Source organism: Polaromonas sp., assembly GCF_041689105.1.
In the GTDB taxonomy this organism is placed as follows: Bacteria; Pseudomonadota; Gammaproteobacteria; order Burkholderiales; family Burkholderiaceae_C; genus Polaromonas.
In genome coordinates this window covers 1-11,745 of record NZ_JBDNGU010000153.1, presented here as the reverse complement: position 1 = coordinate 11,745, position 11,745 = coordinate 1, and the positions used below count along the sequence as shown (strand labels likewise).

General features: G+C 64.4%; 11 protein-coding genes. 10 read left to right on the top strand and 1 reads right to left on the bottom strand.

The features are described from left to right. The first annotated feature begins 269 nt into the window (after positions 1-269). From ACESMT_RS16055 to ACESMT_RS16040, 4 genes are all read left to right on the top strand, one after another. The gene (locus ACESMT_RS16055; RefSeq protein ID WP_372827598.1) at positions 270-707 is read left to right on the top strand and encodes an endonuclease domain-containing protein; all 438 of its coding nucleotides are present in this window, start codon (positions 270-272) and stop codon (positions 705-707) included. Next, positions 704-1,903, top strand: coding sequence for an acetyl-CoA C-acyltransferase (locus tag ACESMT_RS16050; protein ID WP_372827597.1), 1,200 nt, complete (start codon positions 704-706; stop codon positions 1,901-1,903). The genes ACESMT_RS16055 and ACESMT_RS16050 overlap by 4 nt, the downstream gene beginning before the upstream one ends. A gap of 303 nt (positions 1,904-2,206) precedes the next feature. Next, on the top strand, positions 2,207-3,019 hold the full coding sequence (locus ACESMT_RS16045; RefSeq protein WP_372827596.1) for an acyl-CoA thioesterase: 813 nt from the start codon (positions 2,207-2,209) through the stop codon (positions 3,017-3,019). 66 nt (positions 3,020-3,085) lie between these two features. Continuing rightward, positions 3,086-3,862 (top strand): enoyl-CoA hydratase, encoded by a 777-nt coding sequence (locus ACESMT_RS16040; RefSeq protein WP_372827595.1) that lies wholly within the window; start codon positions 3,086-3,088, stop codon positions 3,860-3,862. Between the two features lie 164 nt (positions 3,863-4,026). Here the strand turns inward: ACESMT_RS16040 and ACESMT_RS16035 are convergent, their stop codons facing one another. After that, positions 4,027-5,250: a trans-acting enoyl reductase family protein gene (locus tag ACESMT_RS16035; RefSeq protein ID WP_372827594.1), complete on the bottom strand. Its 1,224-nt coding sequence runs from the start codon at positions 5,248-5,250 to the stop codon at positions 4,027-4,029. 143 nt (positions 5,251-5,393) lie between these two features. Here ACESMT_RS16035 and ACESMT_RS16030 point away from each other — a divergent pair, with 143 nt between their 5' ends. From ACESMT_RS16030 to ACESMT_RS16005, 6 genes are all read left to right on the top strand, one after another. Then, positions 5,394-6,083: a TetR/AcrR family transcriptional regulator gene (locus ACESMT_RS16030; protein ID WP_372827593.1), complete on the top strand. Its 690-nt coding sequence runs from the start codon at positions 5,394-5,396 to the stop codon at positions 6,081-6,083. Continuing rightward, positions 6,080-6,964, top strand: a complete 885-nt coding sequence (locus ACESMT_RS16025; RefSeq protein ID WP_372827592.1) for an SDR family oxidoreductase — start codon at positions 6,080-6,082, stop codon at positions 6,962-6,964. Before ACESMT_RS16030 ends, ACESMT_RS16025 begins: the two co-directional genes overlap by 4 nt. 59 nt (positions 6,965-7,023) lie before the next feature. Beyond that, positions 7,024-8,604, top strand: coding sequence for an acyl-CoA carboxylase subunit beta (locus ACESMT_RS16020; protein ID WP_372827599.1), 1,581 nt, complete (start codon positions 7,024-7,026; stop codon positions 8,602-8,604). A 109-nt stretch (positions 8,605-8,713) separates the two neighbouring features. Then, entirely contained in the window at positions 8,714-9,892 is a 1,179-nt protein-coding gene (locus tag ACESMT_RS16015; protein ID WP_372827591.1) for an acyl-CoA dehydrogenase family protein, read from the top strand. Positions 9,893-9,903: 11 nt separating this feature from the next. Beyond that, positions 9,904-10,692 (top strand): enoyl-CoA hydratase/isomerase family protein, encoded by a 789-nt coding sequence (locus ACESMT_RS16010; RefSeq protein WP_372827590.1) that lies wholly within the window; start codon positions 9,904-9,906, stop codon positions 10,690-10,692. Further along, on the top strand, positions 10,689-11,745 hold a 1,057-nt coding region (locus tag ACESMT_RS16005; protein ID WP_372827589.1), incomplete at its 3' end, for a biotin carboxylase N-terminal domain-containing protein. The genes ACESMT_RS16010 and ACESMT_RS16005, both read left to right, overlap by 4 nt.

The window sequence follows — 11,745 nt, the reverse complement described above, 5'->3', positions numbered from 1 at the left end:
GGGAGCAGGAGTCGGTGTCCCCTGCGTGCGACCCCCGCAAGCGGGAGAGGGAGCAGGAGTCGGTGTCCTCTGCGTGTAACCCCCGCAAGCGGTAGAGGGAGCAGGAGTCGGTGTCCTCTGCGTGCGACCCCCACAAGCGGGAGAGGGAGCAGGAGTCGGTGGCCTCTGCGTGCGACCCCCGCAAGCGGGAGAGGGAGCAGGAGTTGGTGTCCTCACCGTCCGGTCCCATCTTCCGTGTGCAGGAGAAGGAGCGAGAGCGAGAAGACTCTTTGTCTGACTCCCTCTCCCGCGAGCGGGAGAGGGCAGGGGTGAGGGTACGTTCCCGTGCCCTGCGCCAGGGGCAAACCGATGCGGAGGCCTTGCTGTGGTCGAAACTGAGGAGTCGACAAATCAGCGGGCTCAAATTTCGCAGACAGCACCCCATCGGCCCCTATTTCGCGGACTTCGCCTGCATCGAAATAGGCTTGGTCGTTGAGCTGGACGGCGGCCAGCATGGAGAAGATGTGGTGGCCAAGCGTGACAACAAACGCAGCGATGCCATGGCTGCCTTGGGTTTCCAAACCCTTCGGTTCTGGAACAACGATGTGCTGCTTCAGACAGAAGCGGTGCTCGAAAAAATACTGCATGTCGCAGCCACCCTCATACCAGCCCTCTCCCGCAAGCGGGAGAGGGAGCAAGACCAAATCATCAAAGGAAACACCCCATGAGCAAACAAGTCCAGGAAGCCTACATCGTTGCCGCCACACGCACGCCCATCGGGCGATCGCACAGAGGCTTTTTCCGCAATACCCGCCCTGACGAGCTGCTGGTGCGCGCGCTGCAGGCGGCGCTCGCCCAAGTCCCCTCGCTGGACCCCAAGGCGATTGAAGACATCATCTGCGGCTGCGCCATTCCTGAAGGCCCGCAGGGCCTGAACATCGCGCGTATTGGCGCGGTGCTGGCTGGCCTGCCGACCAGTGTGGGCGGCATCACGGTCAACCGTTTTTGCGCCTCGGGCCTGTCGGCGGTGCAGATGGCAGCCGACCGCATCCGCGTCGGGGAGGCTGACGTGATGATTGCCGCTGGCACCGAAAGCATGAGCATGGTGCCCATGTCGGGCAACTCGCCTTCGCTCTCGCCCGACATGTTCGTCAACGACGAAAACATCGGCATTGCCTACGGCATGGGCCTGACCGCCGAGAAAGTGGCCCAGCAGTGGAAGGTCTCGCGCGACGCGCAAGACCAGTTCGCGCTGGAGTCGCACCAAAAAGCCATCAAGGCGCAGCAGGCCGGCGAGTTCACCGCCGAAATCACACCGGTTGAGGTGACTGACCGCAGCGCCAACCTGGACACCGGCGAGGTGATTGAGAAAAAACGCACGGTCAGCCTGGACGAAGGCCCGCGCCCCGACACCTCCATTGAAGGCCTGGCCAAACTCAAAACTGTTTTCGCCGCGCGCGGCTCGGTCACGGCCGGCAACAGCTCGCAGACGTCCGACGGCGCCGGCGCACTGATCCTGGCCAGTGAAAAAGCCGTCAAGGAATTCGGCCTCAAGCCGCTGGCGCGTTTTGTCAGCTATGCCGCCAAAGGTGTGCCGCCGCACATCATGGGCATAGGCCCGATTGAGGCGATCCCGGCGGCGCTGCGTTATGCGGGCCTCAAGCAGGACGACATCGACTGGTACGAACTCAACGAAGCTTTTGCCGCGCAGTCGCTGGCCGTCATCAATACCCTGGGCCTGAATGCAGCGAAGGTGAACCCGATGGGCGGGGCGATTGCGCTGGGCCATCCGCTGGGTGCCACCGGCGCGATCCGCGCCGCGACCGTGATCCATGCGCTGCACCGGCATCAGCTCAAGTACGGGATGGTGACCATGTGTGTGGGGATGGGGCAGGGCGCAGCAGGGATTTTTGAGCGGGTTTAACTGAGTTTCTCCCTCTCCCTCCGGGAGAGGGCGGGGGTGAGGGTAGCGCCGCCACGAACCCTCACCCTAACCCTCTCCGGGAGGGCGAGGGAATATGACAAGGAGAAAAGATATGCAAATGCAGATTCTCGATTCGGGTCCTTCGCCACTGTCACTGCGGGGCTACGACGCCGCCACCCCGGCGCGCGCCAGAGCCTTTGGCCGCGCACGGTGCAGATTACGAACGCATGTTGCCACTTGCCTGCCCCGGCTGGCGTCACCGGCACGACTGCCTGATACGCGCAGCAGCGGCATACTCCGGCCATGAGCAGTCTCCACCCCTTTGACACTGCCGTGGCCCTGCAGCCCCAGGCCGATGGCACATTTATCGGCCACACCAGCCCCGCTTACGCCAATATGGTTGGGCCCTTCGGTGGTGTCACGGCGGCGCAAGCCCTGAGTGCGGTGCTGCTGCATCCCCAGCGCCTGGGGGACCCGATCTCGCTGACCGTCAATTTTGCCGCTGCACTCGCCGACGGCCCGTTCACGGTCACGGCCCGGCCGGCGCGCACCAACCGTTCCACGCAGCATTGGGTGATCGAGATGCAGCAGAACGGCGAGACGGTGCTGACCGGCATGGCGTTTTTCGGTTTGCGGCGCGACACCTGGGGCGCCGACGAACATGCCATGCCCGAAGTCCCCGCAGCCGGCGACATAACCCGTGCCAGCGGCCCGGCGCGGGTCGAATGGGTCAAACGTTATGAAATGCGTTTTGCCGAAGGCGCGATTCCTGTCGAACGGAACGGTGCCGACGCGGGCATCAGCCGCACCCGCCTGTGGCTGCGCGATGATCCGCCGCGGCCGCTGGACTTTGCCTCTCTCACCGCCTTGTCCGATGTATTCTTCCCGCGCGTCTGGCGTCGCCGCCCCGTGCTGGTGCCGATTGGCACGGTGTCGATGACGGTGTACTACCATGCCGATGCCGCCCTGCTGCAGGCGACCGACAGCGGCTATTTGCTGGGCCAGAGCCAGGCCCAGGCTTTTCGCAATGGGTACTTTGATCAGACCGCCCAGTTGTGGAACGAATCCGGCAATCTGCTGGTGACCACACACCAGGTGGTTTATTACAAGGAATGAATACGGCCCCCGCAATCCCCAACACCCTGCCAGCAGCACCCTGCGGGCAACACCGGAGAAATTTCAATGAACGCGCCTTTTAAAGACATCCTGACCCACACCGAAGCCGGCGTGATGACCATCACCCTGAACCGGCTGGAGCGCAAGAACGCCATCACTTCGGCGATGTATGGCGCCATGGCCGATGCACTGGCCGCCGCCCAGACCGATGCTGCCATCCGCGTCGTGGTCCTGCAAGGCCACGAAACCATCTTCAGCGCAGGCAACGACATCGGTGATTTCCTGAATAAACCGCCCGCAGGGATGGACTCACCGGTGTTCCGCTTTCTGCACGGCATCGCGGCATTTTCCAAGCCGCTGCTGGCGGCTGTCTGCGGCCCGGCGGTGGGCGTGGGCACCACCATGCTGCTTCACTGTGACTTGGTGTATGCCGGTGACAACGCCGCTTTCTCCATGCCTTTTGTCAACCTCGGCCTGTGCCCGGAGGCGGCCTCCAGCCTGCTGGTGCCGCAGATGATGGGCTACCACCGCGCCGCAGAGGCCCTGCTGCTGGGTGAGCCCTTCATGGCCGAGGCTGCGCTGGAAGTCGGCCTTGTCAACCGCGTCGTGTCGCCCACCGAGGCCAGCAACCTGGCGCAATCGGTGGCACGCAAACTCGCCGCCAAGCCGATCACGTCCCTGGTGGAGACCAAACGCCTGATGAAAAAGGGCCAGCAGCAACTGGTGGCGCAGCAGATGGCCGAGGAAGGCGCGAGCTTCGGGCGCATGCTGCAGGAGCCCGCAGCCAAGGAGGCTTTCGGTGCTTTCATGGAAAAGCGCAAGCCGGATTTCAGCAAAAGCTGAAATCTACCGCCCGGCAGGGTGGACCGGCGAAGCCGGGGCGCCGCAGCTTCTACCAAAAACGCAAATCTGAGGTTTGGTCGGCGGCCATGCCATGGCCAGAGGTTGCTGTTTCATCGACTCATGTCGCTTGTGACTGCAAAGGCGTGGACTTGATCGACGCAGGCTTAATCCTGTTCAATCGCAAAGCTGAGCCCGGCCCGGGCTTGCAGGCGTGAGGCCAAAGTCAGGCCCATGGCTGCGCCCGGCGTCCACACACCGCCCGGGGTATCGCTGGGGTCGATGTCGCGGCTCAGGCACAGTGCAGCTTCTGTAATGAGTTTGCAGGTAGAACCGTAGCCGGGGTCGCGGTCCCCCTTGACGCTGGCGGCCAGGCGTTGCCCGTCGGCTGTTTCGCCGATAAAAAGTACTTCATAGCGCCCGTTTTCGCGCTCGTGGGCGTTCGGGCCCTCGCCCGGCTTTGGCAGGGCGAAGCGGCGAATCAAAGCCCGCGTGGGGCCGAACCCCAGCAACAGGTTTTGTACCCTGGTGTTGCGCGCGAGTGCCTTGGCACGCGCTTCCCCTTTGGGCCCTTTGCCGGTCAGCATGCGCTCGCTGTAAACAAAGTCCTGGCCCCAGGGGTGGCCGCGCAGCGCATTCGTGCGGTGGACGTTCTTGGTGTTGATGGGGGCCATGACAAAGGGGCCGCTCCAGGCGCCAGCCCATTCGTCCCATTCCGCCACGCTGTCATCGGCCTGCGCGGGCCCCTTGAAACCGGGCGTCAGGGCGAATGGATTGGCCAGGGTGGCCGCCAGGGTCGGGTCGCGACCCATGGCTTCCAGGGTGGCCAGCAGGCTGGCCGCTGTGCCACCAGAGAAGCCGCCCTTCATGACCTTGACGCGACCATGCACGCGCTTCAGCGGTGCGCCAAAACGTTGCTGCGCCTCGTGCTGGAGATAGGCCACACCCAGGTCGAAGGGAATGGAGTCAAAGCCGCACGAGAAGACGATGCGGGCCCCGCTTGCCGCCGCAGGGGCCTGCAGCTGCGGAATCATCCGGGCCATCCAGCCGGGCTCGCCGCAGAGGTCGACATAGTCGGTTCCGGCCTCGGCGCAGGCTTTGACGAGTTCATTGCCATGCAGCTGGTAGGGCCCCACGGTGGTGATGACTACCCGGGTCTGCGCTACCAGGGTCTTCATGGCTGCAGCGTCGGATGCGTTCACGACCAGCACTGGCAGCTCGGTCCCCAAACCCAGCTCGCCGCGCACCTGCTCGAGCTTGCCGAGGTTGCGCCCGGCCATGGCCCAGGCCACATCGCCGCCCACGCCGTAGGTGGTGTGGAGGTACCCGGCGACGAGGCGACCGGTAAAGCCGGTGGCACCAAAAACGGTGATGTCAAAAGGTTTTGTCATGGCCCATGGTCGCATGAAAAGCTGTCGAGGCGACCGGGCTGACCCCGATGAAGAGGCCGATCTGTAGAGATTGCGACAGCAGGCCCTATTTTTACAAAGCAATTGCTTGCTGAAAATAGAGCAGCCTGCTAAGGTCGGGCCTTATGAACACGGTCAGCCCGGAACTTGTCTACCCCGAAGCCCCGCGCCGCGCCCGTGGCCGGCCGCGCAAGACCGCCGACGAGCGCGACGACGGTAACCGACGCGTTGAACTGGTTCATGCCGCCGCGCGCCTGTTCCGGCGCAAGGGGTTTGACGGCACCAGCACGCGGGACATTGCCACGGCTGTGGGCATGCACAGCGGCTCGCCGTTTTATCACTTCAAAAGCAAGGGTGCGCTGCTGCATGCGGTGATGGACGAGGGCATGCGTTCGGCCATCCTTCGGCAGACACTGGCCCTGCAGGGGGCTGCGCAGGCGCGGCCAGACGCGGCGGCGCTGCTGCACGTGCTGATCCGTAGCCACTTTGACGTGCTGCTGGGGCCGGGCAGCGATTTCATCTCCGTGATGCTTTATGAATCGCGCTCCATCACGGCCAAGCAGCGCAGCGCGCTGGCGCAGCTGCAGGGTGACTACGAAGCGGTCTGGGAGCCGGTGCTCCAGACGCTGCATAAACAGGGCCGTCTGCAATGCCCGGTCAAGCTGGCGCGCCTGCTGATCTTCGGCGCGCTGAACTGGTCGGTGCAGTGGTTTGATGCCAAAAAGGGCGCGTCGCTCGATGAACTCGCCGATGCGGCGATGGCGCTGTTCATTGGCGAGGCGCCGCCCGTCCCGGCAAGGAGAGTCCGTTCATGAGTTACCGCTCCGTGTTCAGTGCCGGCCTGTTTGCCGGCAAGGTGGTGGTGGTCACCGGCGGAGGCTCGGGTATCGGCCGCTGTACCGCACACGAGCTGGCCGCGCTGGGCGCCCACGTGGTGCTGATCGGGCGCAAGCTTGAGAAACTGCGCGCTGTGGCCGGCGAAATCGTCGCAGCTGGCGGTCGTGCCAGTTTCCATCCCTGCGACATCCGCCAGGAAGACGCCGTGCAGACCACCGTGGCTGCCATCGTGCTGGCGCATGGCCGCGTCGATGCGCTGGTCAACAACGCGGGTGGCCAGTACATCGCGCCGCTGGAGAGCATCAGCGCCAAGGGCTGGGAGGCGGTCATCAACACCAACCTGACCGGCGGTTTCCTGATGGCGCGCGAGTGTTACCTGCAGTCGATGGCAGGTCATGGCGGCAGCATCGTCAACATCGTCGCCGACATCTGGGGCTCCATGCCCTCCATGGGCCACAGTGGCGCGGCACGCGCCGGCATGGTCAGCTTCACCGAGACGGCGGCCGCCGAGTGGGCGCACAGCGGCGTGCGTGTCAACGCGGTGGCGCCTGGCTACATCGCCTCCAGTGGTATGGACCACTATCCGCCAGAGGCTGGCGCCATGCTGCGCGAGATGCGAAACACGGTGCCGCTGGGCCGCTTCGGCACCGAGGCGGAAACCTCGGCCGCCATTGTGTTTTTGCTCAGTCCCGCGGCCAGCTTTGTCAGCGGCACGGTCTTGCGCGTGGATGGCGCACGCCCACAGGTCCGCATGGGCTGGCCGATGCGCCTGCCCGATGCCCATGCGCAGCAGCGTGATGCGGTCAAGCCGTTTGATGGGTTTCACCTGGCCACGACACCAAAGGTATTTCAGTCGTGACCATTTTCCAGTCGTCCTGGAACGCGCAGGGTGCTGTTGCGCTGCAGCGGCGCGAAGCCATGCTCGCGCGTATCGCGGTGCTGCGGGCGCTGGAAGAACGGGCATCGCTGGCATCGGCCAGATCAAAACCGGTGTTCGACAAACGCGGGCAGCTGCTGCCGCGTGAACGTGTGGCCCTGCTGCTGGACCCAGGTGCGCAGTATCTGCCGCTGTGTTCGCTGGCGGGTTTCATGCAGGACACCCAGGACAAGGAACGTTCCGTGCCCGGCGGTGGCATTGTCGCGGGCATAGGATTTATCGAAGGCACCCGCTGCATGGTGGTGGCCAGCGACTCGGGCATCGAGGCCGGCGCCATTCAGGCCATGGGCCTGGACAAAATTCTGCGCGTGCAGGAGATCGCGCTGCAAAACAAGCTGCCCTTCATTCACCTGGTGGAAAGCGCCGGTGCCAACCTGATGAAATACCGCGTTGAGGGCTTCGTCAACGGCGGCGCGCTGTTTCGCAATCTGGCACGTTTGTCGGCGGCGGGCATTCCGGTCATCACCGTGCAGCATGGCTCGGGCACGGCGGGTGGCGCCTACATGCCGGGCCTGTCGGACGTGGTGATCATGGTGCGCAAGCGCTCGCGTGCCTTTCTGGCCGGCCCGCCCTTGCTGATGGCGGCCACCGGTGAGGTGGCAACCGAGGAAGAACTGGGTGGTGCAGAGATGCACACCAGCGTGTCTGGCCTGGGCGAACAGCTGGCCGGGGATGATCGCCATGCGCTGGGTCTGGCCCGGCAGGTGGTGGCCCGGACTGCATGGTCAAATCGGCCTCCAGCCCTTATGGAACGGGCGCAAGTAGCTATAAATTCAGGAGCAGGTCAGCCCTTGTATCCAGCCGACGAACTGCTCGGGCTGATGGCCGGCGACCTGCGCCAGCCGGTCGACATGCAAGAGGTGATCGCGCGGCTGGTTGATGGCTCGGACTTCCTGCCCTTCAAGGCCCTGTATGGCGCGGCCACCGTCTGTGTGCAGGCTGCCATCAACGGCCATGCCGTTGGCATCATCAGCAACAACGGCCCGATTGATGTGGCCGGCGCGAACAAGGCCACGCACTTCATCCAGCTGATGTGCCAGCTCGGCCACCCCCTGATTTACCTGCAGAACACGACCGGCTACATGGTCGGCAAGGACAGCGAGCAGGGCGGCATGATCAAACACGGCTCCAAGATGATCCAGGCGGTAAGCAACGCCACGGTACCGCAGATCACCATCCAGTGCGGCGCTTCTTTTGGCGCCGGCAACTACGGCATGTGCGGGCGCGCTTATGCGCCGCGTTTCCTGTTCAGCTGGCCGAGTGCCAAAACTGCGGTGATGGGCGGCGAGCAGGCGGCGCGCACCATGCAGATCGTCACCGAAGCCGCCATGGCACGCAAAGGCATGGTTGTGGACGCAGCGCAGTCGCAGACGCAGTTCGACAAGATCGTGGCGATGTTCGAGGCGCAGGCCGATGCCTGCTACACCTCAGGCCTGCTGCTCGACGATGGCGTGATCGACCCGCGCGACACCCGCGCGGTGCTGGCGCAGTGCCTGTCCATGTGCGCTGACGCTGCGGCGCGGCAGCTCAGGCCCATGCAGTTTGGAGTGGCGCGAATGTGAAAGAGCAGGCCCTGTCATTGCGGGCTTGACCCGCCATCCATGTTGGTGTGCCAGCAATGGATACCGGATCAAGTCCGGTATGACAAATGCAGAACCAAAGGAGACCCTCATGCAATACACCCACGAACACCTCGAAATCCAGAAGACCCTCAAGCGTTTCATTGACGCCGAAATCAACCCGCATGTGGATGAATGGGAGGCGGCAGAGATATTCCCGGCGCATGAGGTCTTCAAGCAGCTCGGCAAGCTGGGGCTGCTGGGACTGACCAAGCCCGAGGCCTACGGTGGGGCCGGCCTGGATTATTCCTATGGCGTGGCCATGGCCGAGGCGCTGGGCCATATCGATTGCGGCGGCGTGCCGATGGCTATCGGCGTGCAGACCGACATGTGCACGCCGGCGCTGGCGCGTTTCGGCAGCGACGAGCTCAAGCGCGAGTTTCTTGCGCCGGCGATTGCGGGCGACATGGTGGGCTGTATCGGCGTGAGCGAGCCGGGCGCTGGCAGCGACGTGGCATCCATCAAGAGCCATGCACGCAAGGACAGTGGCGACTATGTGATCAGCGGCCAGAAGATGTGGATCACCAACAGCCTGCAGGCCGACTGGATGTGCATGCTGGTGAATACAGGTGAAGGGCCGCAGCACAAGAACAAAAGTCTGGTGATGGTGCCGATGCGCGACAAGGGCAAGCTGCGCAAGGGCATTGAGGTTGGCCGGAAGATCAAAAAGATCGGCATGAATTCGAGCGACACCGGGCTGATTTATTTCGACGAAGTGCGTGTGCCGCAGCGCAACCTCATTGGTGCAGAGGGCTCGGGCTTCATGTACCAGATGATGCAGTTCCAGGAGGAGCGCCTGTGGGCTGCAGCCAGCTGTATCCAGTCGCTGGGCAACTGCATCGAGTGGACGGTGGCGTGGGCGCATGAGCGCAAGCTCTTCGGCGCGACGCTGGCCGACCAGCAGTGGGTGCAGTTCAAGCTGGCCGAGATGAAGACCGAGGTGGAGAGTCTGCGCGCCATGACCTACCGCGCTTGCGAGCTCTATGTGCAGGGTCAGGACGTGACCGAACTGGCCTCGATGGCCAAGCTCAAGGCCGGTCGGCTGAACCGGCTGGTGCCCGACACCTGCCTGCAGTTCTGGGGCGGCATGGGTTATACGTGGGAGAACAAGGTGGCCCGCATGTTCCGCGACGGGCGACTGGCCTCCATAGGCGGCGGCGCCGACGAGGTGATGATGGGCATCATTGCCAAATACATGGGCCTGTCCAAAAGCCGTAAGCCTGCGGCCTGATGGACAGCGCCATGACCGGCAAGCTGCAGATCATCCGCTCGGGCGCGACCGAACGCTGGACGCTGAACGACCCTGCTACGCGCAACGCGTTGACGGGCGAGGTGGTGGTGGCACTGCGACTAGCCTGTGAGCGAGCCGCTACCGACAGCACCTTGCGTTTTGTGGTCCTGCAAGGCAGCGGCGGCTCGTTTTGCGCCGGGGGTAGTCTGGGCGGCTTTGCGCGGTCGATTGGCCAGGCCCTGCCTGCCGGCCAGACCGACCCATTGATCGCGATGAACGCCGGTTTTGGTGCGTTGCTGCTCCGCTTGTGCGCGTTGCCGCAGATGTTGCTGGTGGCCGTTGACGGGCCTGCGATGGGCGGCGGCCTGGGGCTGGTGTGTTGCGCTGACTTTGTGCTGGCCACGCCATCTGCCGTGTTTGCAGCGCCGGAAGTCACCTTGGGTGTGGTTCCTGCGCAGATTGCGCCTTTTGTACACAGGCGTCTGGGTGACAGGCTGGCACGGCAGCTGATGCTGTCCGGAGAGAAACTTTCTGCACAACAAGCCCTGGCACAAGGTCTGGTGGACGAAGTGGCTGACGATCTGCCGGCCGCCGTGGCCAGTCGCATCAGCGCACTGCGCCGCGCGGCCCCGGGCGCCGTGGCCCACACCAAGGCTTTGCTTTTCATGCTGAATCAGGTTCCAGCCCTTGATCTGCCTGCACAAGCAGCTATCAAATTTGTAGCAAATCTGCGCAGCCCCGAGGCCGCCGAAGGTCTGGCCGCGTTTGCCGGCAAGCGCAAACCTGGATGGGCGACATGACGAGCGCAACCATCACGCGCCTGCTGGTCGCCAACCGCGGCGAGATCGCGCGGCGCATCATCCGCACGGCGCAACGCATGGGCATCGCCACGGTGGCGGTGTATTCGGACGCTGACGCGCAGGCCCTGCATGTGCAGGAGGCGGGCAGCGCCGTGGCCCTGGGCGGCACGGCCTCCACCGACTCGTACTTGCGCATCGACAAGCTGCTGGCCGCCGCCCGGGCCAGTGGTGCGGATGCGGTGCATCCGGGTTACGGCTTCCTGAGCGAGAACGCAGACTTTGCCCAGGCTGTGCTTGATGCCGGCTTGATCTGGGTCGGGCCGCCACCGGCCGCGATACGCGCACTGGGCAACAAGGCCAGCGCCAAGCAGCTCGCGCGAGAGACCAACGTGCCCTGCCTGCCCGGCTACCAAGGACCGGACCAGTCTGACACACGCATGATGCGGGAAGCCGAAGGAGTCGGTTTTCCGCTGATGGTCAAGGCCACGGCCGGTGGCGGCGGCCGCGGCATGCGCCTGGTGCTGGAGCCGTCCGGCCTGCAGGCTGCGCTGGACAGCGCCCGGTCTGAAGCCCTGTCGTCGTTTGGCAGCGACGAGCTCCTGCTGGAACGCGCCCTCTTGAACCCGCGCCATGTCGAGGTGCAGGTGTTTGCCGATGCGCACGGGAACTGCATCCACTTGGGCGAGCGCGACTGCTCGGTGCAGCGCCGGCATCAGAAACTGATTGAAGAGTCGCCCAGCCCGGCAGTCAACGCTGACTTGCGCGAACGTATGGGTACGTGCGCGGTCGCGCTGGCGCAGGCGGCAGGTTATGTGGGCGCGGGGACGGTGGAATTTTTACTGGACGGCGGCAGCCCTCACCCCAGCCCTCTCCCAGAGGGAGAGGGAGCAAAGAGAGGCAGCGAGGACACGTCATTGACGGGCGTGGGGGCCAAGGTTTTTCCGCCGGGCCGTCCCAAGGAAAAATGCGCCCCCTCGGGGGGCAGCGAACCACACGAAGTGGGGAGCGTGGGGGCCCCGGCTTTTCCGCCGGGCCGTCCCAAGGAAAAATGCG

Excerpts from the sequence above, each read along its gene's own strand:
- ACESMT_RS16050 (WP_372827597.1), top strand. The coding sequence starts at position 704 with ATGAGCAAACAAGTCCAGGAAGCCTACATCGTTGCCGCCACACGCACG.
- ACESMT_RS16045 (WP_372827596.1), top strand. The coding sequence starts at position 2,207 with ATGAGCAGTCTCCACCCCTTTGACACTGCCGTGGCCCTGCAGCCCCAG.
- ACESMT_RS16040 (WP_372827595.1), top strand. The coding sequence starts at position 3,086 with ATGAACGCGCCTTTTAAAGACATCCTGACCCACACCGAAGCCGGCGTG.
- ACESMT_RS16035 (WP_372827594.1), bottom strand. The coding sequence starts at position 5,250 with ATGACAAAACCTTTTGACATCACCGTTTTTGGTGCCACCGGCTTTACC.
- ACESMT_RS16030 (WP_372827593.1), top strand. The coding sequence starts at position 5,394 with ATGAACACGGTCAGCCCGGAACTTGTCTACCCCGAAGCCCCGCGCCGC.
- ACESMT_RS16025 (WP_372827592.1), top strand. The coding sequence starts at position 6,080 with ATGAGTTACCGCTCCGTGTTCAGTGCCGGCCTGTTTGCCGGCAAGGTG.
- ACESMT_RS16020 (WP_372827599.1), top strand. The coding sequence starts at position 7,024 with ATGCTCGCGCGTATCGCGGTGCTGCGGGCGCTGGAAGAACGGGCATCG.
- ACESMT_RS16015 (WP_372827591.1), top strand. The coding sequence starts at position 8,714 with ATGCAATACACCCACGAACACCTCGAAATCCAGAAGACCCTCAAGCGT.
- ACESMT_RS16010 (WP_372827590.1), top strand. The coding sequence starts at position 9,904 with ATGACCGGCAAGCTGCAGATCATCCGCTCGGGCGCGACCGAACGCTGG.